We start from the raw sequence: 26681 nt of genomic DNA on the forward strand, positions 1-26681 counted from the left end.
GGAATGACCTGCATGCAAGCGGCCCTTATCGCATGGATTACGATTAGGCTCTGGACACACTTTCTTGCCTATAACCCACGCTTCCGATGGGATGCGTTCACGCCGCTGAGCATAAAAAAGCAGGCCACCGGTTTCTCCGATGACCTGCTCTAAGTTGCTGGTCGGGTTGACAGGATTTGAACCTGCGACCCCTTGACCCCCAGTCAAGTGCGCTACCAAACTGCGCCACAACCCGTTGTGCTTGCCCGGTTGCTCTTGCGAGCTTCCCAAACAGCGTTGACTATCTTAACGGTAACCTGCCGGCTTTGCAAGACATTACTTCAAGGTATTTTGCCTTCCCTCTCAGATTCCTCGATGCGATGCAAAAGCTCTTCGCGCGTATGGACGCCGAGCTTCCGGTAGATCGATTTCGTATGAGCCTTGATGGTGTTCTCGGACACGACGAGCTCTTCCGCAATAGACGCGATGGTGCGCGCTCGTGCAAGCTCGGCAAGCACTTCCCGCTCGCGCCCGCTCAGCCGATACCGCGCGCTCACCGTCGCGCATTGGCGCGCGATAGCTGACGCCAGCGAAGGCTCGCGGCTCTCCTGACGCGCGCCTTCTTCGGAAGAGGCCTCGACGACCCTCGCCTTCACGGGTGCGACGTACTCGAACGAGTATTCCTCCTCGTCGAAGTTGTTCACGCGAAAAAGGCTGTACGACTTGCTTCCCAACAGCAGGAAACCCGCGACGAGCAAGGCATACGTCACAGCGAGCACGGTGAGGGCCGTGCCTTGTGCTCCGAACCACCGCTCGGTTCCCGCGATGATCGACCCTAGCAGCAGTCCTCCTACGTTGGCGAGCATGGCGCTGGAGAACAGGCGCGTCGGATTCGCGTCGGTCGTGGCCGCGATGGGCCCGAGGGCTAAATACACCATCGCCAGGAACAAGTAGTATCCCGTGTACAGCAGGCTGGGAACTGCGAAGGCGTAATCGTCGCGCGCGAGCAGGTACGTGACCATGGCCGCACTGAGGAGGCAGAGCACGAAGCCGGGAACGAGCAGAATGCCCCGACGCTCCGCCGCAGTCTCGGCCAGGGCGATGAGCGCCAGCGCCACGGCCGCGACTGCAAGCACGCTCGGCCATTCGACGGCGCTCGCATACACCGCCTGCAACCCGTCCGCATTGCGGAGGTAGTTGTACGGAATGGAGAACACGGCGATGCAGACGAAGAACAGCGCGGGCGACTTGCGATTCGCGGAATCCCCTTTCGCGCGCCATGCCCCCGAGGAGCCGACCAACCTGCTTCGCGCGCCGGCGAGGCTCCCCAGGGACACGAGGGGCAGCATCGCGAACATCGCCACGGACAACGGCGCGGGAAGCAGTATCTCGACAAGATACGCGACGACGGCGAGCGTCGCGGCCGAAAGCGTCACCAACAGCTGCTCGCCTTTGGGATCGAGGTACTTGTACAGCTCGCCCCACATGATGATCAGGGGCGTGGCCCCGCACGCCACGAGCACGTTGCCCGCATAGTTGCATGCTGGCGACGAAAAGAGCAGGTTCCCGACGAGCAGCAGCGCGATGCCGCCGACCAGGCATAGCGCTGCTGCCGGATGCAGAGCGCGCTTCTCCAGAAGCGGGGTTATTCGGCGAGAGAGCGCGAAGATCAGCAAGAACACGGTGAACGTGCCCAAAGAGTTGGCGATCCACGCGCTGCCCGGCTCGACTTCGGACTGCACGCCGATCACGCTCCCCAAAAACGTGATCGAATGCAGAAAGGACCACTGGGCGCTCATGCCCACCAGCGCCAGCAGAATGCCCATGGCGTGATACGAGCTGTAATGCGGCAGCTTGTCCTCCTGCGGCTTTTCCTTCAAAGACAGGATTCCTGCTTCCATACGGTTCCCCTCCCCTACGGTTCTCAGATCATACCCCACTTTGCATTCGAGGCCTTACCCGTTACGGGTAATTCTCGCGCAGTCCGCACGGATTCTACCTATGGCGGGTGATGGCTGCGCAGCGTACGCGACGATAGAATTCCCGTAGGATCTGCGCTTCGCCGCAAGTTCTCAGGAGGGATTCGAAAAGGAGGCATCATGGATCTGACAAGAAGGAGCTTTCTCGGCATCGCCGGAACCGCGGGCTTGATCGCAGGGGCGGGTTTGGCAGGGTGCGCGCCGACGAGCGCGAACACGGGCGGATCGCAGCAGGATGCGCCCCAGGACGAGAAGGGCGCCCGCACCAAGACGTTCGACGCAGTGGCTACCTACGACTGCGACATCTGCATCTGCGGCGCCGGCAACTCCGGGCTTTCCGCCGCCGTCGAGGCCGCCCAGCAAGGGCTCGGCGTAGTGGTCCTGGAAAAGCAGGGAGGAACGGGAGGCGGCGGCATCGGCACCGAAGGCGTGTTCGCTGTCAATTCGGAGATGCAGCAAGCGGCCGGGATCTCCATCGAGCCCGCCGAGATCATATCCACCGAGATGGAATACTCCCACAATCGAGCCAACGGCTTGAAGTGGTTCGACCTTGTTCAGGCTTCGGGCGAGAACATCGCCTGGCTCAAGGAATGCGGGGTCAACTTCACCGGCGTGGTCGACGATTATCACGGCGGCAAGTTCGAGACGTTCCACTGGTTCGGCGAAAACCGAGCCCACGACGACTTCTCGCCCGCGATGACCTCGAAGGCGAAGGAACTCGGCGTGGAGTTCCTCATGAACTGCCCGGCCATAGAGCTAATCAAAGGCGGCGACGGTTCCGTGAACGGGGTGTACGCGAAGAAGCTCAACGGGGACTACGTCCAGGTGAACGCGAAAGCGGTGGTCTTGGCCACGGGCGGTTTCGCCAACAACGACGAGTATCTCCAAGAAGGAGGCTTCTCGGACACGACGAACGTCAAGCGGTTCCTCTACGGCTACGACGGCGACGGGGTGCGCATGGCGCTTGAAGCCGGCGGAGCCAGCAACATACCGCGTATGTCGGGCTTGATGCAGTTGACCGTGTCAGGCGCCCCCGGCGGCGAATACGGCACGTACGGCCGCGGAGACGGGCTGGTGGTGGCAGGCCACAATCCCTGCTCGCTGTGGATCAACGAGGACGGCCAGCGCTTCTGCGCCGAATCGGCCGGCGTCGACAACTGGATGAGCGACATGATCCCCTCGCTCGCGCACCAACGGCTCTACTCGATCTACGACGCCAAGGTGTTCAAGGATGCCTACGACGGCATGATAGCCCCTCGCCTCGATTGGGAAGCCACCCAGGAGGAGCTTGCGCAGCGCATACGGGAGAACCCCCACGACGACTTCTTCAGCGCCGACACGCTCGAGGAGCTGGCGAAGAAGGCATGCGACGCGTTCGGGCTGGATCTGGACACCGTGCTCGCCTCGATCGCCGACTACAACGACATGTGCGACAAGGGCGACGACGCCTATTTCGGGAAGCCGAGCGAGTATATGCAGAAGCTCGACAACCCGCCCTTCTATTTCTGCTACATGCCGCAATCGTGCATGGTGACGTTCGGAGGCATTCGCACGAACCGCAAGATGGAGGTCGTCGACAAAGCGGGCAAGCCGATACCCGGCCTCTATTCGGCCGGCGTCGACTCGGCCGACCTGTGGCCCAACATCTACACGATCAATGTCCCGGGCGGCACGAACGCGAACAACATCAACTCGGGCCGCTTCGCCAGCCGCTTCGCCGCCGCCTACATAGGCTCGTCGCGCAAGGGATCGGTAACTTCGGAGGGAGACACGTCCCCATCCGTCTTGGAAGCCGCCTGGTCCATGCCGCAGGGGACGCTCAAAGACGGCACGTACCGCGACACCGAGTTCGGCATGTTCAGCGACATCACGGTGGAAGTGACCATCGAAGGAGGATCGATCGCCGCGATCGCCCAGGAAAGCGAGCTCGAAACTCCCTACGTCGGGCAGGCGGCTATGGAGGACGTCTTGATACCGGCCGTCATCCAAGCCCAAGACGTGCAGGTCGACACCGTCGCCGGGGCGACGCGCACGTCGCAAGCGTTCCTCACCGCCGTGCAGAAGTGCTGCGAAGAGGCGGCATCCTAGAGCAGGGCCGCCGCAAGATGCAGGGCGCCGGTCCAAGGCGCCCTGCATCCGTTCCTACGCCAGGAACTGCATGGCCTTGTTGAGAATCTCGTCGGCGAGGCGAGTCTTGGACATGCGGGGAAGCTCCTCGACGTCCTGATCGTCCACGAACCATACCACGTTGTCGTCGGCACCGAACGCGCGGCCGCCTCCCACTTCGTTAGCGACCACCAGATCGGCGTGCTTGGATACGAGCTTCTTCTCGGCGTTCGCCACCACGTCGTTCGTCTCGGCGGCGAAGCCCACCACCACCTGCTGCTCCTTGCGCTCGCCCAGCGTGGCCAGGATGTCCGGGTTCTCGACGAGGTCGATGGTGCCCAGCTCGGCGTCGGCGATGCCCTTCTTCAGCTTATGCCCGGCCGCCTCGCGCGGACGCATGTCCGCCACCGCCGCCGCGAAGATGGCGATATCGGCGTCTTCGAAAGCGTCCTCGGCCGCCGTGAACATGTCGCGCGCCGTCTTCACGTGCACCATATGCACGCCTTGCGGGGCGGGCAGCGACACGGGTCCCGAAATAAGCGTCACGTCGGCTCCGCGAAGAGCCGCAGCGCGGGCGAGAGCGTAGCCGGTCTTGCCGGAGGAGTGGTTCGAGATGTAGCGAACCGGGTCGATGGGCTCAACCGTGGGGCCCGCGGTGATCATGACACGGCGCCCGGCCAGGTCGCGCTTCACGCCCAGCTCGTCCAGCGTTGCCGACACGATGTCGTCCACCTCGGCCAACCGGCCCTTGCCGATGTCGCCGCACGCCAGGTAGCCGTCGCCTGCATCGATGAAGCGCGCGCCGCGGATATGCAGCTTGCCTATGTTGTAGCGTGTGGCACCGTTCTCGTACATGTTCACGTTCATGGCCGGCGCTATGACGAGCGGCGCGGTGGTGGCCAGCGCCGTGGTGGTCAAGAGGTCGTCGGCGATGCCGTTCGCGATCTTGGCGATGACGTTCGCGGTGCACGGCGCGATGAGGAACACGTCGGCCTCCTGCGCGAGCGACACGTGGTGGATGGGGTCGGACGGGTCGTCGAACAGGCCCACGGCCACCGTCTCGTGCGTGAGCGCGCGGAACGTCGTGGGTCCCACGAACTCGGTGGCATGCTCGGTCATGACCACCTTCACGCGCACGCCCGCCTTCTGCAGGCCCCGCACGATCTCGCACGATTTGTAGGCGGCAATGCACCCCGTCACGCCCAAAAGCACGGTCTTCTGCGCGGGGTTTGCCGCGCCTTCGTTCACGTTAGTCACGAGAGCCCTCCTCTATATGCGGGCGCAGCACGTCGGAAAGCACTCGAAGGTGCGCGCGGCTGCGGTCGAGGCAGGGCACGTACGTGAAGCTTTCCTCACCGGGCGTGCGGCCCGCCTGCTTGATCTGGTCGAAATAAAACGGCTTGAGCTCGTGGTCGATGTCGTAGAGCGTCTCCAAACAATCGACGGCGAAGTTCGGGCAGATGAAGAACACGCGTCCCACTCCGGTTTCCGCCCAGCGCGTCAGCACGTCGCGCGTGTACGGGGAGAGCCATTCGCGGCCCTTGTCGAAACGGCACTGGTAGCCGATGGTCCAGCGGTTGCGGTCGATGCCCAGCTCGCTGGCCACCTGCAAGCTGGTGGCGCCCGTCTGCAGCTCGTAGGTGTCCCCCGCCTCGATGTCCACGAGCGGGATGGAATGGTACGAGAACAGCACTTTATCGTCAGAGTCCACCTTGAAACCGGCATGCTCGATGGACGCAGCGATGGCGCGGATGTAGGTGGGGTCGTCGTGGTAGTTGTCGACGAAGTCGCACGGCACGTCCCAACGCGCCTTCTTGAGCGCGCGCTCCACGCTGTCGGACACAGAGCCGGTGGTCGAGTAGGCGCTTTGCGGGTACAGCGGAAGCACGATGAGACGCGTGCAGCCCGCGCCCTTGAGCTCGCGCACGCAATCGAGCACCGACGGGTCGCTGTAGCTCATGGCGCAGCGCACCGCAACGTCCAGCCCCTCGTCCTCGAACGCGGCCCCCAGGCCGGCCTCCAGCTTCTGATGGGCGATGGTGAACGGCGATCCTTCGTCGGTCCAGATCTTCTGGTATTTCTCGGCAGACGCGCGTCCCCGCTTCGGGAGGATGAACAGATGGAGGACGAACCACCATCCTGCCCGGTTCATCGGCGCGATGCGCTTGTCCATCAAGAACTTGGCGAGATATTTCCGCACGGCGCGGGGCTTGGGCACGGTAGGCGTGCCGGTGTTCACTAGGAGCACCCCCGAGCGCTTCCCCTCTGGCACGATGTTCATCACCTTCCTGCGGAGTAGACATGACGAAACGGTTGAATTCCGCCCTGGAAAATCTGTTATAGTTTAGCCCATTGACTATCGACAGGGCAGGTGAATGGAGAAAGAACCGAAAAAATCGGCTGTGGAATCGACGTCGCGACAGGCCGAAACGTCCGATCGGGAACCCGAAGCCGGCTCCTCCCCCTGCGAAAGCCCCGAACCGCATCCGGGCATCCTCCGCGAGATCGGCAAAGAGGCGCGCGAGCAGGTCCGTCCGAACCAGGGATACCTCAAGATCGACTACTTCACGCTGTTCTGGCTGTTCGTCGCAGGCAGCGTGTTCGGCCTCGTAGTGGAGACGGTGTTCCACGCCATCGTGTACGGCGGCTACGAAAGCCGCGCCGGCCTCGTGTGGGGCCCGTTCTCGCCCATATACGGCGTGGGTGCGGTGGTGCTCACGGTGTCGCTCAACCGCTTCTACCACTCGCACAACCTCATCATCTTCCTCATAGCCATGCTGCTGGGCTCGGTGATGGAGTACGCGACGAGCTGGCTCATGGAGGTGCTGTGGGGCGCCATCGCCTGGGACTATACCGGCACGTTCGGCAGCATCAACGGCCGCACGAACTTCGCGTTCGGCGTGATGTGGGGGCTTCTGGGCCTCGTGTGGGTGCGCACGATCCTGCCGTTCATCAAGCGGGTGTTCTCGCACGTGGATGCCAGGAGCATGCTCGCACGCCTGGTCACCGCGGCGCTCAGCCTGTTTATGGCGCTGAACATCGCCGTCACCCTGCTCGCGCTCGACCGCGAGGGGCAGCGCGCCGCGGGCGTGCCCGCCACCACGTGGGAACAGCGGTTCTTCGACGAGCACTTCCCCGACAGCTACCTGCAATCCCGCATGCAGAACATGAGCGTGTACGGGAAGGGATAGGCTACAGCCGCGGCCTCGGGGCGCCTTCCAGCAACGCTCGCACTTCCTCCCCCGCCGTCGTGCGGCCCGTGCTGCGGGAGGCGAGGTCGTCGAGCGCTTCCTGCAGGTCGGAGGGCAGGTTGTCCGCGAAGCGCAGGCCCTCCCCCGTGACGGGATGCTGGAACGACAGCTGGAACGAGTGCAGGAACTGGCGGTCGAGGCCGAGGTCGGCCGCAGGCGCGCTCGGCGCGCCCGACGTGTACGCCGGGTCGCCCACAAGAGGGTGCTTCGCGTACTCCAGATGCACGCGTATCTGATGGGTGCGCCCTGTGAACAGCTTGCAGTCGATGAGCGTGTAGCCGTCGTCGCGCCCCCCGTGCTCGAAGCGCTCGAGCACCCGAAACGTCGTGATGGCCTCGCGAGCCGACGGCGTGTCGCGGACGGCCATGCGCGTGCGCTCCTTCTCGGCGCGCGCGATGGGAGCGTCGATCATACCGGTGTCGTGGGCGATCACGCCGTGCACGAGCGCCAGGTAACGTCGGTCGACCGCGCGATCGCGGATGTCCGACATGAGGGCATAGCCCGTCTCGTCGTTCTTCGCCGCCAGCATGAGGCCGCTCGTGTCGCGGTCGAGGCGGTGCACGATGCCCAGACGGTCGTCCTCGCCCTGCACGTTGCACAGGTTCTCGGCGCCGCAGTGGTAGATGAGGGCGTTCACCAGCGTGCCGTCGTCATGGTCGACCGACGGATGGCACACGAGCCCCACCTGCTTCGACAGCACGATGAGGTCTTCGTCCTCGAAGCGTATGTCCAGATCGATGGGTTGGCCGCGCAAAGGGCCGGGCTCTACCGGCTCCTCAACCTGGTACACGATCGTGTCGCCCGGCGCCACGGGATGCTTCTTCGCAACCTCCGCGCCGTTCACGAACACGAGGCCGTCGTCCACCGCGCGCGCAGCCGCGCTACGGCTGGGATACAGACCGCGCGCGGCCAAAAGCGCATCGAGGCGCTGACCCGCGTCGTCGGGTGCTGCGACGTAGCTCAACATGCGGCTCATCGCGCGTCGGTTCCTTCGCCTTCGCCGTCGGACGCGGCAAGCTCTGCGGATAGGCGATCCTCGTGGCGCCAGCTGACGATAACGCCGACAAGGAATAGCACGAATCCGCATGTCACGCCAATATCAGCCACGTTGAACACGGGGAAGTCGATGAACACCGGCTCGATGAAGTCCACGACGTAGCCTAACGCGAAGCGATCGAACGCGTTGCCGAGGCCGCCCGCCACCACGAGCGCCGCGCCCACCACCTGCACGATGTTGGGACGATACGCTAGGAAGAACAGATACACCGTGAGCAGCACGCATACGATCAGCGACATAACGCCCAGAAGGAACGTGGAGTCGCCGAACATGCCCCAAGCCGCACCCGTGTTGTGAACGAGGTGGAACCGCACGAGGCCGAGCAACGGGCCCGTGATCACCTCCCCCATGGAATACGAGCCGTTGAAGTAGTTCTTCGTGAGGGTGTCGAGAGCGAGCCATGCAAGCACGACGATGCCGAACACAAGCGTGTGACGCGAGCGATCGGCCTTCAATTGCCGGGCTTCTTCCTCCGAAAAGGCGGCTTCCTTCGAATCGCCTCGCTCGTCCGAAAGGGTCGGAACGCTTTCGGACGAGGCCGCATCGATTCCATCGACCCGCTCCGGTCGTTCGGGACGACGCGAGGAGGGCTGCTTGTCGGGCGATTCCGTATCCAAGAACCTATTCCCCTTCCGCGAAGCCGATGGCGTCGAGCGCATCGCCGCAGCGCTCGCAGACGGATCCGTGGTTCGCGTTGCCGCCGAGCGCACGGTGGTTCCAGCAGCGCGGGCATTTCTCGGCCTCGGTCTTCGAAACCGTCGCCGCCAGCTCCTCGCCTTCGGCGAACGACACGGACGCCACGATGAACAGCTCCTCGAACACCGCCGCGTCATAGCGCTCCACCGCGTCGAGCACGGCGCGGGGCGCGGTCACGACGACGGCCGCCTCCTGGCTCTTGTTCACGACCTTCTGGCCGCGCGCGTCCTCGAGCGCCTTGGTCACGACTTCGCGCACGCCCATGATCACGCCGAAGTCCTCGGACACGCGCTCCCCGTCCGCGGGGATGGCGGGCGCGAAGTCGGACGCCTTGGGCCAACCGGCCAGCTGCACGTTCGTCGGGCGGCCTGCGCGCTCGCGCATGGCCTGGGGGTAGTGCTCCCACACCTCGTCGGTGGTGAACGAGAGCACCGGCGCCAGCACGCGCACGAGCACCTCGAGGATGTTCATCAGTACCGTCTGCACGGCGCGGCGGCGCGGCGAGTCAGGCGCCTCGGAGTACAGGCGGTCCTTCGTCGCGTCCATGTACACGGCCGACAGGTCGTTCACAATGTAGTCGTACACGGCGCGGTACACATAGTGGAACTTGTACGCGTCGTAGGCGGCGCTCACGTCGTCCAGCAGGTGCTTCGTGCGCACCATGGCCCACTGGTCGAGGGGCTCGAGCGCGTTCCAATCGGACACGGCGTCCTTCTGATCGTCGAAGTCGTCCAGGCTGCCCAGCAAGAAGCGGAACGTGTTGCGGATGCGGCGGTACGCCTCGGAGGTGCGTTGGAGGATCTCGTCGGAGATGCTCACGTCCTGCGAGTAATCGACGCTGGCCACCCACAGGCGCAGCACGTCGGCGCCGCTCTTCGCCATGACCTCGGCCGGATCCACGCCGTTGCCCAGCGATTTCGACATCTTGCGGCCTTCGCCGTCCACGGTGAAGCCGCAGTGCATGACGGCTTTGTACGGCGGCACGCCGTACGCGCCCATGCTAGTGAGCAGCGACGACTGGAACCAGCCGCGGTGCTGGTCGGAGCCTTCCAGGTACATGTCGGCCGGGAAGCGCAGACCCTCGGCCTCGCGATGCTTCAACACGCTGGTGTGCGACACGCCGCTCTCCCACCACACGTCGAGGATGTCCTTCTCGGGGGTCAGCTCGGTGCAGCCGCACGTCTCGCATTTCACGCCGCGCGGCAGGTACTCGGACGGCTCGCGCGTGAACCACGCGTCGGCGCCCTCGCGGTAGAACAGGTCGATCACCGCGTCGAATGTCTGCTCGTTCGCCACGGTGGAGCCGCACTTCGCACATTTGAACACGGGGATGGGCACGCCCCACGAACGCTGGCGCGAGATGCACCAGTCGGGACGGTCGGCCACCATGGATCCGATACGGTTCGAAGCCCACGCGGGAATCCACTCGACGTCGTTCTCGATGGCCTTGAGCGCGTTCTCGCGCAGGCTGTTCTTGTCCATGGACACGAACCACTGGTCGGTGGCGCGGAAGATGACCGGCTCGTGGCAGCGCCAGCAGTGCGGGTAGCTGTGCAGGATCTCCTTTTGGGCCACCAGCGTGCCGCGTTCGCGCAGCCATTCGATGATGACCGGGTTCGCCTCGTCAACGTCGAGGCCCGCGAAAGGGCCCGCCTCGTCGGTGAGAACGCCGTTGTCGTCCACCGGCATGAGCAGCGGCACGTCGAACTCCAGCGCCACGAGGTAGTCGTCCTGACCATGGCCGGGAGCCGTGTGCACCGCGCCCGTGCCGGAGTCCAGCGTGACGTGGTCGCCGTAGATGATGGTGCCCTTGAGGTCCTGGCGGACGGGGCACGTGTAGGTGAGGCCGGTGAATTCGCGGCCCTTGAGCGCGACGGGCTCGCCGTCCTCGCCGCGCACGAGGTCGTAGGATTCCCAGCCCGCGATCTCGGCCACCTGTTCCACCAGCTCGCGCGCCATGATCATGTTGGAGCCGTCCGCCTGGACCATCACGTAGTCGGCGTCGGGCGCCAGCGACACGGCCGTGTTCGCCGGAAGCGTCCAGGGCGTGGTGGTCCAGATGAGCACGTAGGCGTCGCCCGCAGCGCCTGCAGTCTCGAACATGCCGGGCATGATATCCATCTTGAACTTCACGAAGATGGACGGCGACGTCTCGTCGGAGTACTCGATCTCGGCCTCGGCAAGCGCCGTGTGGCAGCGCTTGCACCAGTGGATGGGTTTGCGGCCGCGGTACACCAAGCCGTCGAGGTACATCTGCTTGAACACCTCGACGTTGCCCGCCTCGTAGTTCGGCGTGAACGTGAGGTACGGATGCTCCCAATCGGCGTTCACGCCGAGGCGCTTGAAGCCCTCGCGCTGCACGTCGACGTATTTCTCAGCCCATTCGCGGCAGAGGCGGCGCAGCGTGGGCTGGTCGATCTTGGCCATTTTGTCGGGGCCGAGGGTCTTCTCCACCATATGCTCGATGGGCTGGCCGTGGCAGTCCCAGCCGGGCACGTAGGGCGTGAAGAACCCGCGCTGCGCATGGGACTTGTTCACGAAGTCCTTGAGGATCTTGTTGAAGGCATGGCCGATATGGATGGGGCCGTTGGCGTACGGAGGGCCGTCGTGCAGGATGAAGGGCTTGCCGTCCTTGTTCTTCTCGAGAACCTGCTCGTAGATATGCTCTTCTTCCCACTTGGCCAGACGCTTCGGCTCGCTCTCGGGCAGGTTAGCCCGCATCGCGAAGTCGGTCTTCGGCAGGTTCATCGTTTCTTTGTACGTGTTCGCCACGGGTGCCGTACCTTTCCTCAAAGCATGTGCGCTTCTGTCGCCATAAACCGCTATAGTATAGTGGAACGAACGCCGTTTCCGGCGAGCCTGCCCGCACTTTTCAAAATTGCGACACAGGAGCGCGACGCTAAACGGTATACTTTTAACGATCGCATATTCACAGCGGGAAGCTCGGGTTTTTCCGACCGCTGCAGTTTCAAGGAAGGACGCGTCGTATGCCGATGAACTTCGAGATCGTCACCGATTCCAGCTGCAACCTCGTCGAGGACATGATCGACGAATTCGGTCTGCATATCCTGCCCCTCACCTTCATGGTGGACGGCGAGCAGTATCAAAGCTATCTCAAGGGGCAGCACACCGACCTCAAGCAGTTCTACACGATGATGCGCGACGGCAAGGTGATCACCACGTCGCTGCCGAACCTGGCCGACTCCGAGGCGCTCATGCGCGGGCTGCTGGAACAGGGACGCGACGTGCTGTACCTGGGCTTCTCCAGCGGGCTGTCGGGTACCTACGAGGCCGTCGAGCTCCTGGTGAAGCAGCTGGCCGCGGAGTTCCCCGAGCGGAAGCTGCGCTCCGTGGACACGCTGGCCGCCTCGGGCGGCGAAGGCCTGCTCGTGTGGCACGCCGTGCAGCGCGCCCGAGGCGGCGCCTCCATCGACGAGGTGCGCGACTGGGTAGAGCAGCACAAGTTGAACCTGGCGCACTGGTTCACCGTGGACGACCTCATGTTCCTGTTCCGCGGCGGGCGCGTGTCGAAGACCGCGGCGTGGGCGGGCACCATGCTCAACATCAAGCCGGTCATGCACGTGGACGACGAGGGGCGCCTCATCCCCCTGGAGAAGGTGCGCGGACGCAAGAAGTCGTTGCACGCCCTGGTGGACCACATGGAGAAGACGGCCATCGCCCCCATCGACCAGCAGATGGTGTTCATCACGCACGGCGATTGCCTCGAGGACGCCGAGTACGTGGCCCAAGAGGTGAAGGAGCGCTTCGGCGTGAAGGAGGTCGTCATCAACTACGTCGACCCCGTCATCGGCGCCCATTCGGGACCTGGCACCATGGCGCTGTTCTTCCTGGCCGACAAGCGATAGCCTGGCGTCCATTGTCGATTTTTCAACCTGTTGGGGGTCGGGGCAGACATGCCGTGCTCAAACAGTCCTGAGCTCGCTCGAAGCGTTCACAGGACGCTTCGGCTCGTGCGGAACTGCGCGCGGCATGCCCGCCCCGACCTCCTCAGGCCGGCTTTCTCGAAGGGTTCGCGGCTGCATATCGCTTGCGTCCGGCTTCGCTTTGATAATGTCTACTTGTAGTCGGCCGGGTTCTTGCTGGCGGAGCCGGTGGTGTTGCCCTCGCCTCGCAGCTCGCGGCCGAAGCGGACCGCGGATTCGCCGAACTTGTCCTTGACGAGGTCGGTTGCCTCGATGAGTCCGCGCCGCTTCGCCTCGTCTTTGATGACGGGGTCCACATCGTCGTCGCTGGGAGCAGCCTCGGCGATGTCGAACAGGCTGCCCTGCACGCTTTCGCCTCCGCCGAACCCGGTCATCGCCACGCCGATGAGGCGCACGGGCATGCCGGGGCGCCACAGCTCGTCGGCCATGCGGTACAGAAGCGGCGTGTAGGAAAGCTCGTCGTCGCTGGGCGCCGGCAGCTGACGCTGCACCGAGCGCACGCTGCGGTCGTCGTAGCGCATGCGCAGGCCCAGGGTGCGGCCGCGCAGCCCCTTGCGTCGCAGGCGGCGCCCCACCTTCGCGGCGATGGTGGCGATGGCGCCCTCGACGTCTTCGCGCGTGGTGAGGTCCACCGCGAACGTCATCTCGTTCGACACCGATTTCACCGTGTCGTCCTGCTCCACGGGCGCGTCGTCGCCCCCGTTCGCCCGCACGTGCATGACGCGGCCGTTCTTGCCGAACGCGCGCAGCAGCATTCCTTCGTCCGCATCGGCCAGCTGGCCGAGGGTGCGTATGCCGCGGGAGTGCAGCTTCTCCTCGGCTGCGGCTCCGATGCCGCTCATCGTGCGCACGGGCAGGGGCGCGAGGAAATCCCGCTCGCCTCCGGGGTACACCACGGTCAGCCCGCGCGGCTTGTCCATGTCCGAGGCTATCTTCGCGACGGTCTTCGACGTGCCCACCCCGATGGAGCACGTGACGCCCAGCTCCTCGACGCGCTGCTGGATACGCTGCGCGACGCGCACGGGATGCTCTCGGTTCACCGACGTGGGAGACACATCCATGAACGCCTCGTCGATGCTGACCTGCTGCACGTGCGGCGTTTCGGCGCGCAGTATGTCCATGATGGCGTTCGACATCTCGCGGTAGCGGTCGAAGCGGCCGTGCGTCCAGATGGCGTGAGGGCACAGGCGCTTCGCCGTGGAAGAGGGCATGGCGCTGCGCACGCCGTACGGGCGCGCCTCGTAGGACGCCGTGGACACCACGCCGTGCTTGTCGGCGTCGCCGCCCACGATGACGGGCTTGCCGCGCCAGGCGGGATGGTCCAGCTGCTCGACCGAGGCGAAGAACGCGTCGAGGTCCACGAGCAGGATGGCCGGGCCCTCCCACGGCTCGAGCGGCATGGCGTAGCCGCCGCCGCTGGCGGGCCGTTCGGGATCGGTCTGTGGTGAATAGGATCGCATTGCGCGAATAAGTCTACCATGCCCTGTCCGGGCGTAATGAACTTGTGCTAGGATATTCATTCCTTGCCTCGAGCCACGAGGCAACATGCGGGGAGGGAGAGACATGACGATGACGCAGCGAGACACCGACGCGCTTCCCAGCGTACGAGCCTGCGTGACCGCGCTGCCCGAGCAGCTGCTGTCTCCTCCCTACGAGATGCGCTCGGAGATGAACTGGATCGACTTCTCGGGCACGGCGAACCCCTTGGGCACGCCCCCTTCTTTCATCCGCGCTATGGAGACCGCGCTCGCCGCCGGCGAGCTGAACTACCCGCCCGACCGCGAGGCTCACGCCCTGCGCAGCGTGCTGGCCCGCAAGTTCGGATTGTCCGTGGAATCGTTTCTCGTGGGCTCCACCGTGGGCGACATGGTGCGCGCCGTAGCCCAGACCTACCAGCCCTGCACCGTGGGTGTGGCCGTTCCCGGCCCTGTGGAGTACGCGCTGGCCGCAGGAAATGCCGGGCATCGCGTGGTTGAGATCGCCAGCCCCGCCGGCTTCACCGTGCCCGATCCGGCCGCGGCCGAGCGCCACGGCATCGTGTTCGACGCCGCCGTGCTGGCGAACCCGGGCTACCCCACCAGCCGCCTGCTGCCGAAGCCGACGCTGCTTGCCTACCTCGACGCCTGCACCTGGGTGGTGGTTGACGAGCGGTCCATCGAGCTCACGCTGGGCGGCGAGAGCATGGTATCCCTCGTGAACGAGCACCGCAACCTCGTGGTGGTGCGCTCGCTGTGCGAGCCGTTCGCCATGCCGGGCATCCCCATCAGCTACTGCATCGCGCATCCCGACACCATCGCGCAGATCACGCGCTTTTACGACAGCTCGTGCGTGCCGATGTTCGCCGAGGTGATCGGCGAGCTGGCGCTCACGGAGACCGAGCACCTCGAGCGCACGCGCGAGTTCTTGGACTCCGAGATCCCCTGGCTGCAGTGCATGCTCAACCTCATCCCCGGCATCGACATCTTCCCCGCCGAGGCGAACTACGTCATGTGCACGTTCGACGCCGGCCCCGACCTGGCGCTGGGCGTGGCGAACACCGACGAGCTGGCCCAGCGCCTGCAATTGGCCGGGTTCCTCGTGCGCAAGCTGGAAGGAACTCCCGCGCTCGAGGACAGCCGCTACTTCTGCGTTGCCGTGCGCACGCGCGAGGACAACGAGAAGCTGGTGGCGGCTCTGCGCGAGATCGTCGTGGGCTGCTAGGGCGCAGCTCGCCTTGACACACACCGCCTGCGCTCAGGATGACAGTCGGGGCCTACTTCACCTCGTAGCCCGCCTCTACGATCGCGGCGGCCAGCACGTCTTCCGGCACGTCGTGCGCGAGCTTCGCGGTGGCGGTGCCGGCATCGAGGTCGACGACGGCCTCTTCCACGCCCTCCACGCCTTCCAGCGCCCTCTTCACGTGGGCGACGCAGTGCTGGCACATCATGCCTTCGACGTTCAGGGTCTTCTCCATGGTACTCTCCTTTTCGTTGGGGTTGTCGGACTCGGTGCTGTCGATGGGCGCGGACGCGGGGGCGTCCGACGGTGCCGCAGGGAGGTCGGGCTTCCAGCCGCGCAGACGCAGGGCGTTCGTTACCACGCACACCGAGCTCAGGCTCATGGCGGCCGCAGCGATCATGGGGTTGAGGTTCAGGCCCATGAACGACAGCGCGCCGGCGGCCACGGGGATGCACACTGCGTTGTACACGAGCGCCCAGAACAGGTTCTGCTTGATGTTGCGCAGCGTCGCGCGCGAAAGCTGGATGGAGACGGGCACGTCTAAAAGGTCGCTTCGCATGAGCACGATGTCGGCGCTCTCGATGGCCACGTCGGTGCCGGCCCCGATGGCGATGCCGACGTCGGCGCGCGCGAGCGCCGGGGCATCGTTGATGCCGTCGCCCACCATGGCCACGCGGCCCTGCTCGGACAGGCGGCGGATCTCGCGTTCCTTGCCGTCAGGCAGCACGCCGGCGATGACCTCGTCGGCGCCCACCTCGCGTTGGATGGCGGCGGCGGTGCGCTCGTTGTCGCCGGTCAGCATCACCGTGCGGATGCCCATGGCCGAAAGCGTGGCCAGGGCGGCGGCGCTCGAGGGCTTCACCGTGTCGGCCACGGCGATCACGCCCAGGAGCTCGCCGTCCTGCGCGAAGAAGAGCGGCGTCTTGCCCATGTCGGCCTGCCGCTGCGCCTCCTCGGCGAACGCGCCCACCGCGACGTTGCGGGCCTCCATCATGCGCAGGTTGCCGGCGCATGACGGGCGGTCGTCGACGAGCGCCGCCACCCCTTCGCCGGGCACCTGCTTGAAGTCCTCCACGAGCAGCGGGTAGGCATGACGGCTGCGCGCGTAGTCGCACACGGCGCGGGCGAGCGGGTGCTCGGAGCGGCCTTCGATGGACACCGCCAGCTCCAGCAGGCGCTCCTCGCCCACGCCCGGGGCCGGGACCACGTCGGTGACGCTCGGCGCGCCCTCGGTCACCGTGCCCGTCTTGTCGAACACGACGGTCTTCACGTCGTGGGCGGTTTCCAGCGCCTCGGCCGACTTGATGAGGATGCCGTTGGTCGCCCCACGCCCGGTGCCCACCATGATGGCCGTGGGCGTTGCCAGGCCGAGCGCGCACGGGCACGAGATGACGAGCACGCTGATGGCGTGCGACATGGCCGTCTCGAGCGTCGAGCCACCGAGCATCCACACGGCGAACGTGACCACGGCGATGACGATGACCACGGGCACGAACACGCCCGATATCTTGTCGGCGATCTTCTCGATGGGCGCCTTCGTCGATGTGGCCTCGTCCACGAGCCGGATGATGCCGGCCAGCGTGGTGTCGTCGCCCACGCGGTCGGCGCGCATGGTGAACCATCCGGTGCGGTTCACGGTGGCGCCGGTCACCGCATCGCCGGGGCGCTTGTCCACGGGCACGCTCTCGCCCGTGATCACCGACTCGTCCACCGTCCCCGAGCCCTCGAGCAGGGTGCCGTCCACGGGGACGCCCTCGCCCGCGCGCACCGCCAGCACGTCGCCCGCGCGCACCGCCTCCACCGCGACGCGCTCCTCGCGGCCGTCCACAAGCCGCGTGGCCTCCTTCGGCGCGAGGTCCACGAGCTTGGCGATGGCGTCGGTGGTCTTGCCCTTCGCGCGCGCCTCGAAGTACTTGCCCAGCGTGATGAGCGTGAGGATCATGGCCGCCGACTCGAAGTACAGGTCCATGGCCGCCAGGTGCGCGGCGTGCAGGTCGCCCGCGCCCAGCGCGATGCCGATCTTGTAGATGGCGTAGATGCCGTACACCGTGGCCGCCGTCGAGCCGAGCGCGATGAGCGAGTCCATGTTCGGCGCGCCGTGGAACAGCGTCTTGAAGCCCACGCGGAAGAACTTGAAGTTGACGAACACGACGGGCAGCAACAGCAGGAACTGCGTGAACGCGAACGTGAGCACGTTCTCGTCCCCCAGGAAGAACCCGGGCAGCGGCCAGCCGAACATGTGTCCCATCGACAGGTAGAACAAGGGGATCGTGAACACGGCCGACACGATGAGGCGCATGCGAACATGCTTGGCCTCGGCGGCCGCGTCGGCCACGGGGCGCGCCTGGGCCGCACGGCTCCCCGCGCCCTGCCGGCCGCCGCTCGCGCCTGCCGGGACGCGCGCGGCGGCGCCGTAGCCCGCCTTGTCGACCGCGGCCTCGACGGCGACCGTCACGGCCGACGGTTCCGCGCCGTCGTCGAACGAGATGTCCATGCTGTTCTTCAGCAGGTTCACGGCCACGTCGGCCACGCCCGGCACGGCCCGCGTCGCCTTCTCCACGCGCGCGGAGCACGCCGCGCACGTCATGCCGGTGACATCGAACGTTTGCTTCACTTCTTACTCCTTCGCAGCCGCCCTCCCCTTCGCGCGAACGGATGTTTCACGTGAAACATCCGCGACAAACGGACGAACGGCCTTGTCTTTCAGCGCGGGTTAGCGCGAGAACTTCTTCAACAGGTTCATGACCTCGTCGATGATCTCCACATTGCCGCGTTCGATCTGTTCGACCACGCACGTTTCCAGGTGGTTGCGCAGCACCACGGCGGAAATGCTGTGAACCGCACTTTCCGCGGCCGCCAGCTGCGTGAGCACGTCGGCGCAGTAGCGGTTGTCGTCGATCATCGTCTTCACGCCGCCCAGCTGCCCGATCACGCGGTTCAAGCGACGATGAAGGTCGGCCTGCAGCTCTTCCGAGCGCGGCGTCTCCTTACGGTGGCAGCAGCACGTCGACGCGGGGCGCGACGAGAAGGCGGCGTTTTCAGCTTGCGCGTGATTCTCGGTCATGACGATTCCTTCCTTCTATACCCCATGAGGGTATCCAAGCGCGAGTATATACCCCTTAAGGGTATTGTCAACCCCTTCGTCCGCGAGCGCTTGAACGGAGGGAGCGACGGCACGCGTTACGGAGGGCCGCGCCGCCGACGTCGCGGAGGCGGCTCGCCCGCGCTGCAGCCAATGCGAAAGGTAGCGGCGCAGCCGAGCCGGAACGCGGCCGTCACGCGAAGGACACCGCACGGTAGCCCCGCATCGTCGTGCGAACCGCTACACTGGATGCGAGCGGAAACGCGAGGAAGGAGCCGTGGATGTGCCGCCGTTTCATACCGATCGACTGCGACGAAGTCGCCCGCATCGCTGCGGAGATAGAGCGCGACCTGGCCGCGCACGCGGACGAGCTGGCTTCGCTCGACCCGATCGAGGCCTATGAGGACTTCCTCTTCTTCCCCGAATCCGCGCAGCCGGACCGCGCCGAGCAGCGAGCGGAACGCGAAGAGGCGCCTGTGCAGCTCTCGCTGTTCGACGACGAATCGGACGAGCCGGCAGAAGCCCGCGGAACCGGCGTGATCGGCCGCGCGAGCCGCCCCGAGGCGCTTCCCTCATCGGTCGTGCCGCTCATCGTGGCCGCGGGCGACGGATGCGGCCTCGCGGTAGCCCATATGGCCTGGGGATACGAGGTTCCTTGGAAGAACGGACCCGTGTTCAACACGCGCATCGAGACGACTCTGCGCGGCGAGGGCAGCATGTGGGCCGAGTCCTTCGCACGTCGTCGCTGCCTGGTGCCTGCTCGGGGCTTCTACGAATCGCATGCGACCGAGACGGTGCCGAGCGAGCGCACCGGGCGCCCCGTGAAGCGCCAGTACGCCTTCGCAGCGCCCGACGGCGCGCCGCTCTTGCTGGCGGGCGTGCACGATCGCGGACGGTTCTCGCTCGTCACCACCGAACCGAACGCCGCCGTGGCTCCCGTGCACAACCGCATGCCGCTCGCGCTGGAACCGGGCGAGGCCGCCCTATGGCTGCGCGGCGTCTACGAGCCGCTGCTCGACCGCGGTGCCGTGCGGCTGACCGCGCGTCCCGAGCGTTGAGCCGGCGAAAGCTTCGACGCCGGAGCGGCGACGGAGCCGACATCCCTCGGCATCGCGACGCACAGATGTTTCACGTGAAACATCCGTGCGTGTTTTCCATTCGACGAACGATGTTCGGTGGAACCCTTCGCTCGAAGCCGCCCAGTCCCGAGCATCTCCGTGCAGCCGGTTAGACGTGTAATGGAGAAAACATATCGAATTCGGAAGAAAGCCGCGAGCTTCGCGGGGATGAGCGGGCGCAATCCCACGGCTTCCCTTCTGCGATCGGGCACTATGCGGAAAGGCAGCTTGCGCTGCGCCTTCGAACCCCTTGCGAACTTCCGAATCCGATGCTTTTTCGCCACCGACGTTGCTTTCGGACGCGTGCGCCGCCTCGCGGCGCGCTACTTCCCGCGCTCGGAAAGGAACAGCCCTGCGATGGTGAGCAGGACTCCGGCGACGACCGGCGGGGTGAGCGGGTCGCCCAGCACGGCGGCCGAGGCCAGCACGGTGAGCGCCGGCACGAGGTAGATGTACAGGCTCGTCTTCACCGGCCCCAGCTCCTTCACCGCCATGTTCCACGTCACGAAGCACAGCGCGCTCGCGCCCAGCCCCAAGAACACGAGGTTGCCCCACATCTCGGGCGCGGCGAGCGAGCCCCAATCGGGCGAAAAGCCCAGAAGCGGCAGCGCGGGAAGCATGAACGCGAGACCCCAGGCGAACGTGCGGCGCGTGACGAGGATGCTGTCGTAGCCGAACGTCGAGAGCTTCTTCGTCACGATGGAGTACACGGCCCACGTGCCCGCCGCCGCCAAGGCCAGCGCCACGCCGATGAGCCCCGCCTGCCCCAGCCCGCCTTCTGCGACAAGGCCGCCCGACGCGCCGCCCGCGAAGCTGACCAGGCACACGCCCGCCATGGCCACCGCGAAGCCGACGAAGAACGGCGCGCGCAGGCGCTCTTTCAGCACGACGGCCGACGCGACGCCGGTGAACAGCGGCGCCGCGGCCACCACCACGCCCACGATGGAGGCCGTGGTGAACGTGAGCGCGATGTTCTCCAGCAGGTAGTACACCGTCACGCCGGTAGCGCCCGCCAGCATGAACCACCGCTCCTCCTTGAAGCCCCGGACGTGCAGGATGCGCGGGCGCAGGAGCGCGAGCGCGACGAACCCGATGACGAAGCGGAAGAACAGGATCTCGATGGGTGCGAGGTGCACGAGCAGCACCTTCGTGGATACGAACGTGACCGCCCACACCACCACGGTGACCAAAGCCAGCGCATGCCCGCGCACGGCGGGGCGGCGCTGATCCGCCGGCGCCCCCTCTATGGCCTCGCTTGTTTGAACCGCCATCTCGCTATCCTTCCCGCACCCGCGTGCGCGCCGCCGTTCGGTAGCTGCCGGGGGTGATGCCGTAGAACGATTTGTACACGCGCCCCATGTGCGCCTGGTCGGCGAACCCCGACCGCGCGGCCGCCTCGGCCGGGTCGACGCCCGCCGCCAGCAGGTCGCGGGCCCGGTTCGCGCGCACCGCCTGCAGGTAGCGATGCGGCGTGAGGCCCGTTTCCTCGGAGAACACGCGGATGAGGTGGTAGCGCGACACGCCCGCGCAACGCGCGAGGTCGTCGAGAGTGATGCACGAGGCGAACCGTTCTTCGAGGTATGCCCGCGCCCGCGCCACGTTCGCCGCGGAGGGAGCCTCGGGCGCCGGGGGCTCGGCCGCCGCGCTCTCGCAATACCGCGCCGTCTGCGCGAGGAGGGCCCAAAGCGCTTCCTCCTCCTCGAGCGGGTCATGCGCGGAATCGGCCCGGGCGAACGCGTACAGCCGGTCCATGCACGCCGAAAGAGCCACGTCGCGCACCACCACGGACTTGAAGCGGCAAGCGGGGCCGCCGTCGAGCAGGGACGCGGCGCCGATACCGTGTGATTCAGCGAACGCTTGCGCGAACAGGCCGACGGGCACGACCACGCTGCGGTACATGAGCGGCGCGTCGTCCAAAGGCTTGCAGCCGTGCACCTCGCCGGGGCCGAACAGCACGAAGTCCTCGAGCCCCAGATCGTGCACCTCGCCGCGGCACGTCATGCGCCGCCGCCCTCCCACCATCTGGCCGATGGTCCAGAAATCGTGGAAATGGAGCGGGAACGGCTGCACGATGCCCTCGAGCGTGACGAACTCCACGCCCGGGCACGGCCCGAACGGCGCGATGCGCCGGTTCTCGGCGCCCATGTCGGGGTCGGCCAGCCGCGCGCCGCGCACGTCGGGGCGCGCGTTCCAAGATTCGATCGTCTCCATCCAAAACCTTTCGTCCAAGCAGGAAACGATACCACGAACCGCACCGAGCCGCTTGTACGAAATTGCGGGCGGAAGCGCGCGCCTCCTTCGCGCGCCGCGCATCCGCGTCTATCCGTACAGATGTTTCACGTGAAACATCTGCGAGAGGCTGCGCCGACGGGAAACCTTCACGCAAACGCCCCTCCGGGGGGATCGCGGCTTCGCTCGCTAGCGGCGCTCCAGCAGCGCGCCCTTCGTCGAGATCACCGCCACCTCGAACGGCACGTTCTTGCCGCTGCGCTCGAGCGCGGCGCGCGCCGCATGTTCCAGGCCTCCGCAGCACGGCACCTCCATGCGCGCCACGGTGACCGACGCGATGTCGTTGGAGGCGAACAGGGCTTCGAGCTTCTGGCTGTAGTCGACGCCGTCGAGCTTGGGGCAGCCGATAAGAGTGACGCGCCCGCGCATGAAGCCGCGATGGAAGTCGGCGTAGGCGAACGCCGTGCAGTCTGCGGCGATCAGCACGTGCGCGCCCGCGAAATACGGCGCCTGCACGGGCGCGAGCTTGATCTCCACCGGCCACTGCGAAAGCTGGGAGGGCGTTTCTTCGCAAACCGGTTCGGCGACGGGGGCGGAAGCGGAAGGCCGGGCGGGCTTCGCCTCAGGATCTTCGGACGCGAAGAAGCGCGAGAGCGATCCGGGACAGCCGCCCGACAGGCGTGCGACCGAATTCTCCTGCGCCGTTCGAGCCTTGACCGCAGCCTCGTCGTAGGCTGCCGCCTCGCGCTCCACGAACGAGATGGCGCCGGTCGGGCACGCGGGCAGACAGTCGCCCAACCCGTCGCAATAGTCGTCGCGCAGCAGGCGCGCCTTGCCCTCCACCAGGCCGATGGCGCCCTCATGGCACGCCGCGACGCACAGGCCGCAGCCGTTGCAGGCCGTTTCGTCGATCTCGATGATCTTCCGCAGCATAGATTCCTCCCGAAACAAGTCGTCCTCTTCGCTATCGTCCGGGAGCATAGCATGGCTCGACAGCGCGCTGCGTTGGAAATACAACAAGCGGGAATTTCCCCTTCGGCCCCTTGACACGAACCTTGTTGTCCGTATACTTATGAACAGTTGATCATATGTTGAGAGGTTGACGGAATGAAGCCAGACAAGATTACCGAAGCGGCACCCGGAAGCGAAGACGCCCAGAACGCGCACGACAACGGCTGCTCGTGCGGCAGCGCCGAGCATGCGGTCGCGCCGAGCCCCGAGTGCATGCCCGACGAGGAGCTGTTGTACGACCTCGCCGACCTGTTCAAGGTGTTCGGCGACACGACGCGCATCAAGATGCTGTACGCGCTCATGGGCCAGGAGCTGTGCGTCGCCGACCTCGCCGAGCTTATCGGCGCCACGCAAAGCGCCGTCTCGCACCAGCTGCGCACGCTCAAGCAGGCCCGTCTCGTGAAGTTCCAGCGCGACGGCAAGAACGTCATCTACTCGCTGTCGGACGACCACGTGTACACGATGCTCGCCCAGGGCATGACCCATATCTGCGAATAAGCCCCGCATCGGCCGCGGCACGGGATGCTTCGACTCCGCACCGCGCGCCCCCGCTCGCAACTACGCCGAAACGAAAGGACACCGCCATGCGAAAGGCATTCAAACTCCAGGATCTCGACTGCGCGAACTGCGCTGCGAAGATGGAGAACGCCATCAAGAACATCGAAGGCGTGAAAAGCGCCTCCATCAGCTTCATGACGCAGAAGCTGGTGTTGGAAGCCGACGACGACCGCTTCGAAGCGGTGCTGGACGAAGCTCAGCGCGCCTGCAAGAAGTTCGAGCCGGACTGCGTCATCCTGCGCTAACCCGCCGACAATCGAAGAGCCGCCCGCGCGAACGGATGTTTCACGTGAAACATTCCGGCGGCGCGGTGCGCCCTTCCCCGGACCACAAGGTTGGAGATCATGAACAAGAAACAGAAACGCACGAGAAACCGCATCCTCCTCGCCATCGCGCTGTTCGTCGTCGTGTACGTCGTGGCGGAGCTGCTTCCGCTGTCGACGTGGCTCGGCAGCGAGACGGCGGCGCTATGGGCGGAGTTCGCGCTGTTCCTCGTCCCCTATCTCATCGCCGGCTACGACGTGCTGCTGCGCGCGGCGAAGAACATCGGCCACGGCCAGGTGTTCGACGAGAACTTCCTCATGAGCGTGGCCACCATCGGCGCGTTCGCGCTGGTGCTGTTCCCCGACAGCGACCCGCACATGGCCGAAGGCGCGGCCGTCATGCTGTTCTACCAGGTAGGCGAGCTGTTCCAAAGCTACGCCGTGGGCAAGAGCCGCAAATCCATCGCCGACATGATGGACATCGCGCCCGACTTCGCCAACGTGGAGCGCGACGGGCAGCTCGTGCAGGTGGACCCCTACGAGGTGGCCGTGGGCGACGAGATCGTCGTGAAAGCCGGCGAACGCGTGCCGCTCGACGGCGTGGTGCTGTCCGGCACGTCCCAGCTGGACACCGCGGCCCTCACCGGCGAGTCGGTGCCGCGCGAAGTGCGCGAGGGCGACGAGATCATCTCGGGCTGCGTCAACATGACCGGCCTCATCACCGTGCGCGTGACCAAGCCCTTCGGCGAGTCCACCGTGAGCCGCATCCTCGAGCTCGTGGAGAACGCGGCCGAGAAGAAGGCCAAGACCGAGAATTTCATCACCCGCTTCGCGCGCTACTACACCCCGGCCGTGGTGGGCATCGCGGTGCTCTTGGCCGTCGTACCGCCACTGCTGCTGGGCCAGAGCTGGTCGGAATGGGTGCAACGCGGGCTCATCTTCCTCGTGGTGTCGTGCCCGTGCGCGCTCGTCATCAGCGTGCCGCTGTCGTTCTTCGGCGGCATCGGCGGCGCCTCGCGCCTGGGCATTCTCGTGAAGGGCAGCAACTACCTGGAGACGCTGGCCGGCACCGAGACCGTCGTGTTCGACAAGACCGGCACGCTCACCGACGGCTCGTTCAACGTGGTGGCCATCCACCCGCAGGCGGGCATCGACCCCGACCGCCTGCTGTCCATCGCCGCGCACGCCGAGGCGTACTCGAACCACCCCATCGCGCTGTCGGTGAAGCAGGCGTACTCGGGGCCCATCGACCAGCAGCGCATCGACGACGTGCAGGAGCAGAGCGGCCACGGCGTGCGCGCGAAGATCGACGAGCACGTGGTGCTGGTGGGCAACGACAAGCTGATGAGCGAATGCGGCGTGGGCTGCCACGAGTGCGAGCTGACCGGCACCATCCTGCACGTGTCGCTTGACGGCGAGTACATCGGGCACATCGTCATCGCCGACGTCGTCAAGCCCGACGCGGCTGAGGCCGTTGCCGCGCTGCGAGCCGCAGGCGTGAAGAAAACCGTCATGCTGACGGGCGACCGCGCCGACGTGGCAGCAGCCGTGGCGAAGGAGCTGGGCATCGACGAGTTCCGCGCGCAGCTGCTGCCGCAGGATAAGGTCGCCGAAGTAGAGAAGCTGCTGGAGGAGACGCACGAGAGGGGCTCCGGCAAGGGCAAGCTCGCGTTCGTGGGCGACGGCATCAACGACGCGCCCGTGCTGACGCGCGCCGACATCGGCATCGCCATGGGCGCGATGGGCTCGGACGCGGCCATCGAGGCGGCCGACGTGGTGCTCATGGACGACAAGCCGTCCAACATCGCCCGCGCTATCGGCATCGCCCGCAAGACCATGGGCATCGTGTGGCAGAACATCGTGTTCGCCCTCGGCATCAAGTTTCTCGTGCTGGTCCTGGCGGCCGTGGGCATCGCCAACATGTGGCTGGCAGTGTTCGCCGACGTAGGCGTTGCCGTGATCGCCATCCTGAACGCCATGAGGGCGATGAACGTGAAGAAGTAAGCCGCTTGCGTCATCCGAGCGAATCGCCCGCGCCGCCCCGAGAGAGGCGGCGCGGCGCGTTGCGGAAGGGTCGCAGCGTCGCATCATCGCCTGAAAAACACGCTAGAAGGCCGTTTTGCGTGTTTTTCGGGCGATGATGCGACGCCCGATGCCGATGTTTCACGTGAAACATCCGTTCGGACAGGCCTGCGACGTCCGGGGAAACGTCGCAGGCAACGGTACGGTGCCCGTGTCGGGGGTCGGATCGGGGGGCGTGGTATGGTGGGGGCATGGACGATCGGATGCAAGATATCGGAGATGCGAAGCCGCGCATGTCGAAGCGGCGGCGCTTCATCGTGGTCGGGCGCTGGGCGCTGGCCGCGGCATGGGCGGCGGTCGTGTACTTCGGGCCCGCCGTGAGCGCGCCTTCGGCAGTGGCGTACTTCGTCGAGTTCGCGGTGCTCGGCTTCCTGCTGGCGAACGCGCTGTGGCAGCATATGGGACTGCTCACCGCCTGCGCAGCGGCCGTCCTGATCACGTGCATGCTGGGCATCGCCGACGGAGCGGTGTCGCTCATGGTTCCCGACCACCCCTTCAGCTTCTTCGATTGGCTCGTGGGCGCGGGAGGCGCGCTGGCGGGCGGCATCGTGGCCCATCCCGCCCTGCGCCTCATCGACAGCTTCGTCTCGTCCGATCTTTAATTTCGG

Annotated in this window: 21 protein-coding genes and 1 tRNA gene; 9 read left to right on the top strand and 13 right to left on the bottom strand. The window is 65.9% G+C overall.

Annotated elements, in window-relative coordinates; translation table 11 throughout:
- Positions 1-158: 158 nt before the first annotated feature.
- Together GT590_RS05255 and GT590_RS05260 are read right to left on the bottom strand one after the other, a co-directional pair.
- A tRNA-Pro gene (locus tag GT590_RS05255) sits at positions 159-235 on the bottom strand.
- A gap of 85 nt (positions 236-320) precedes the next feature.
- Positions 321-1880, bottom strand: coding sequence for a response regulator transcription factor (locus GT590_RS05260; RefSeq protein ID WP_161170940.1), 1560 nt, complete (start codon positions 1878-1880; stop codon positions 321-323).
- A 198-nt stretch (positions 1881-2078) separates the two neighbouring features.
- Here GT590_RS05260 and GT590_RS05265 point away from each other — a divergent pair, with 198 nt between their 5' ends.
- Positions 2079-4046, top strand: a complete 1968-nt coding sequence (locus GT590_RS05265; RefSeq protein WP_021409355.1) for an FAD-dependent oxidoreductase — start codon at positions 2079-2081, stop codon at positions 4044-4046.
- Between the two features lie 54 nt (positions 4047-4100).
- On the opposite strand, the gene coaBC is transcribed toward GT590_RS05265, so the two are convergent.
- On the bottom strand, positions 4101-5321 hold the full coding sequence (coaBC, locus tag GT590_RS05270) for a bifunctional phosphopantothenoylcysteine decarboxylase/phosphopantothenate--cysteine ligase CoaBC (protein WP_021409354.1): 1221 nt from the start codon (positions 5319-5321) through the stop codon (positions 4101-4103).
- Positions 5314-6345, bottom strand: coding sequence for a ferrochelatase (gene hemH, locus GT590_RS05275; protein ID WP_009306969.1), 1032 nt, complete (start codon positions 6343-6345; stop codon positions 5314-5316). The genes coaBC and hemH overlap by 8 nt, the downstream gene beginning before the upstream one ends.
- A 94-nt stretch (positions 6346-6439) precedes the next feature.
- On the opposite strand from hemH, the gene GT590_RS05280 reads away from it, so the two are divergent.
- Positions 6440-7255 (top strand): putative ABC transporter permease, encoded by an 816-nt coding sequence (locus GT590_RS05280; RefSeq protein WP_009306968.1) that lies wholly within the window; start codon positions 6440-6442, stop codon positions 7253-7255.
- 1 nt (position 7256) lies between these two features.
- Here GT590_RS05280 and GT590_RS05285 read toward each other — a convergent pair whose 3' ends face one another.
- From GT590_RS05285 to ileS, 3 genes are read right to left on the bottom strand one after another with little or no spacing between them, the layout of a single operon-like run.
- Positions 7257-8291, bottom strand: a complete 1035-nt coding sequence (locus GT590_RS05285) for an RluA family pseudouridine synthase (protein WP_009306967.1) — start codon at positions 8289-8291, stop codon at positions 7257-7259.
- Positions 8288-8989 (bottom strand): signal peptidase II, encoded by a 702-nt coding sequence (gene lspA / locus GT590_RS05290; protein WP_009306966.1) that lies wholly within the window; start codon positions 8987-8989, stop codon positions 8288-8290. Before lspA ends, GT590_RS05285 begins: the two co-directional genes overlap by 4 nt.
- A 4-nt stretch (positions 8990-8993) precedes the next feature.
- The gene (gene ileS, locus GT590_RS05295; protein WP_009306965.1) at positions 8994-11840 is read right to left on the bottom strand and encodes an isoleucine--tRNA ligase; all 2847 of its coding nucleotides are present in this window, start codon (positions 11838-11840) and stop codon (positions 8994-8996) included.
- A 215-nt stretch (positions 11841-12055) separates the two neighbouring features.
- Here ileS and GT590_RS05300 point away from each other — a divergent pair, with 215 nt between their 5' ends.
- On the top strand, positions 12056-12934 hold the full coding sequence (locus GT590_RS05300; protein WP_009306964.1) for a DegV family protein: 879 nt from the start codon (positions 12056-12058) through the stop codon (positions 12932-12934).
- Positions 12935-13143: 209 nt separating this feature from the next.
- Here the strand turns inward: GT590_RS05300 and dinB are convergent, their stop codons facing one another.
- Positions 13144-14472 (bottom strand): DNA polymerase IV, encoded by a 1329-nt coding sequence (gene dinB, locus GT590_RS05305; protein WP_181872172.1) that lies wholly within the window; start codon positions 14470-14472, stop codon positions 13144-13146.
- Positions 14473-14575: 103 nt separating this feature from the next.
- Between dinB and GT590_RS05310 the strand changes: the two genes are divergently transcribed.
- The gene (locus GT590_RS05310) at positions 14576-15712 is read left to right on the top strand and encodes a histidinol-phosphate transaminase (RefSeq protein ID WP_009306962.1); all 1137 of its coding nucleotides are present in this window, start codon (positions 14576-14578) and stop codon (positions 15710-15712) included.
- A gap of 52 nt (positions 15713-15764) precedes the next feature.
- Here the strand turns inward: GT590_RS05310 and GT590_RS05315 are convergent, their stop codons facing one another.
- Together GT590_RS05315 and GT590_RS05320 are read right to left on the bottom strand one after the other, a co-directional pair.
- Positions 15765-18344: a heavy metal translocating P-type ATPase gene (locus GT590_RS05315; RefSeq protein WP_161170941.1), complete on the bottom strand. Its 2580-nt coding sequence runs from the start codon at positions 18342-18344 to the stop codon at positions 15765-15767.
- A gap of 99 nt (positions 18345-18443) precedes the next feature.
- Positions 18444-18794 carry a metal-sensing transcriptional repressor gene (locus tag GT590_RS05320; protein ID WP_021410114.1) on the bottom strand — a complete coding sequence of 117 codons (351 nt, stop codon included), beginning with the start codon at positions 18792-18794 and terminating at the stop codon, positions 18444-18446.
- 299 nt (positions 18795-19093) lie between these two features.
- On the opposite strand from GT590_RS05320, the gene GT590_RS05325 reads away from it, so the two are divergent.
- Positions 19094-19870: an SOS response-associated peptidase family protein gene (locus GT590_RS05325; protein WP_021410115.1), complete on the top strand. Its 777-nt coding sequence runs from the start codon at positions 19094-19096 to the stop codon at positions 19868-19870.
- Positions 19871-20253: 383 nt separating this feature from the next.
- On the opposite strand, the gene GT590_RS05330 is transcribed toward GT590_RS05325, so the two are convergent.
- The 3 genes from GT590_RS05330 to GT590_RS05340 all read right to left on the bottom strand — a co-directional run bounded on the left by GT590_RS05330 (position 20254) and on the right by GT590_RS05340 (position 23092).
- Positions 20254-21201, bottom strand: a complete 948-nt coding sequence (locus GT590_RS05330; protein WP_009306958.1) for a DMT family transporter — start codon at positions 21199-21201, stop codon at positions 20254-20256.
- Positions 21202-21205: 4 nt separating this feature from the next.
- Positions 21206-22141, bottom strand: coding sequence for an AraC family transcriptional regulator (locus GT590_RS05335; RefSeq protein ID WP_086414587.1), 936 nt, complete (start codon positions 22139-22141; stop codon positions 21206-21208).
- A gap of 207 nt (positions 22142-22348) precedes the next feature.
- Positions 22349-23092: a 4Fe-4S dicluster domain-containing protein gene (locus GT590_RS05340; protein WP_086414588.1), complete on the bottom strand. Its 744-nt coding sequence runs from the start codon at positions 23090-23092 to the stop codon at positions 22349-22351.
- Positions 23093-23266: 174 nt separating this feature from the next.
- Between GT590_RS05340 and GT590_RS05345 the strand changes: the two genes are divergently transcribed.
- The 4 genes from GT590_RS05345 to GT590_RS05360 all read left to right on the top strand — a co-directional run bounded on the left by GT590_RS05345 (position 23267) and on the right by GT590_RS05360 (position 26675).
- Positions 23267-23668, top strand: a complete 402-nt coding sequence (locus GT590_RS05345) for a helix-turn-helix transcriptional regulator (RefSeq protein ID WP_086414589.1) — start codon at positions 23267-23269, stop codon at positions 23666-23668.
- An 86-nt stretch (positions 23669-23754) separates the two neighbouring features.
- The gene (locus tag GT590_RS05350) at positions 23755-23973 is read left to right on the top strand and encodes a cation transporter (protein ID WP_021410676.1); all 219 of its coding nucleotides are present in this window, start codon (positions 23755-23757) and stop codon (positions 23971-23973) included.
- A gap of 99 nt (positions 23974-24072) precedes the next feature.
- Positions 24073-25995, top strand: coding sequence for a heavy metal translocating P-type ATPase (locus GT590_RS05355; protein ID WP_086414590.1), 1923 nt, complete (start codon positions 24073-24075; stop codon positions 25993-25995).
- A 269-nt stretch (positions 25996-26264) separates the two neighbouring features.
- Positions 26265-26675, top strand: coding sequence for a hypothetical protein (locus GT590_RS05360; RefSeq protein ID WP_009306951.1), 411 nt, complete (start codon positions 26265-26267; stop codon positions 26673-26675).
- The last annotated feature ends 6 nt before the right edge of the window (positions 26676-26681 follow it).

The organism is Eggerthella sp. BIOML-A1, assembly GCF_009875595.1.
GTDB classification, from domain to species: Bacteria; Actinomycetota; Coriobacteriia; order Coriobacteriales; family Eggerthellaceae; genus Eggerthella; species Eggerthella lenta.

What these genes read in the sequence shown, in the direction of transcription:
- GT590_RS05335 (WP_086414587.1), bottom strand. Translation starts at nt 22,141, where the DNA reads ATGGAGACGATCGAATCTTGGAACGCGCGCCCCGACGTGCGCGGCGCG.
- GT590_RS05350 (WP_021410676.1), top strand. Translation starts at nt 23,755, where the DNA reads ATGCGAAAGGCATTCAAACTCCAGGATCTCGACTGCGCGAACTGCGCT.
- GT590_RS05265 (WP_021409355.1), top strand. Translation starts at nt 2,079, where the DNA reads ATGGATCTGACAAGAAGGAGCTTTCTCGGCATCGCCGGAACCGCGGGC.
- GT590_RS05310 (WP_009306962.1), top strand. Translation starts at nt 14,576, where the DNA reads ATGACGATGACGCAGCGAGACACCGACGCGCTTCCCAGCGTACGAGCC.
- dinB (WP_181872172.1), bottom strand. Translation starts at nt 14,472, where the DNA reads ATGCGATCCTATTCACCACAGACCGATCCCGAACGGCCCGCCAGCGGC.
- GT590_RS05340 (WP_086414588.1), bottom strand. Translation starts at nt 23,092, where the DNA reads ATGCTGCGGAAGATCATCGAGATCGACGAAACGGCCTGCAACGGCTGC.
- GT590_RS05260 (WP_161170940.1), bottom strand. Translation starts at nt 1,880, where the DNA reads ATGGAAGCAGGAATCCTGTCTTTGAAGGAAAAGCCGCAGGAGGACAAG.
- GT590_RS05355 (WP_086414590.1), top strand. Translation starts at nt 24,073, where the DNA reads ATGAACAAGAAACAGAAACGCACGAGAAACCGCATCCTCCTCGCCATC.
- hemH (WP_009306969.1), bottom strand. Translation starts at nt 6,345, where the DNA reads ATGAACATCGTGCCAGAGGGGAAGCGCTCGGGGGTGCTCCTAGTGAAC.
- GT590_RS05325 (WP_021410115.1), top strand. Translation starts at nt 19,094, where the DNA reads ATGTGCCGCCGTTTCATACCGATCGACTGCGACGAAGTCGCCCGCATC.
- GT590_RS05285 (WP_009306967.1), bottom strand. Translation starts at nt 8,291, where the DNA reads ATGAGCCGCATGTTGAGCTACGTCGCAGCACCCGACGACGCGGGTCAG.
- GT590_RS05330 (WP_009306958.1), bottom strand. Translation starts at nt 21,201, where the DNA reads ATGGCGGTTCAAACAAGCGAGGCCATAGAGGGGGCGCCGGCGGATCAG.
- GT590_RS05300 (WP_009306964.1), top strand. Translation starts at nt 12,056, where the DNA reads ATGCCGATGAACTTCGAGATCGTCACCGATTCCAGCTGCAACCTCGTC.
- GT590_RS05320 (WP_021410114.1), bottom strand. Translation starts at nt 18,794, where the DNA reads ATGACCGAGAATCACGCGCAAGCTGAAAACGCCGCCTTCTCGTCGCGC.
- GT590_RS05280 (WP_009306968.1), top strand. Translation starts at nt 6,440, where the DNA reads ATGGAGAAAGAACCGAAAAAATCGGCTGTGGAATCGACGTCGCGACAG.
- GT590_RS05345 (WP_086414589.1), top strand. Translation starts at nt 23,267, where the DNA reads ATGAAGCCAGACAAGATTACCGAAGCGGCACCCGGAAGCGAAGACGCC.
- GT590_RS05360 (WP_009306951.1), top strand. Translation starts at nt 26,265, where the DNA reads ATGGACGATCGGATGCAAGATATCGGAGATGCGAAGCCGCGCATGTCG.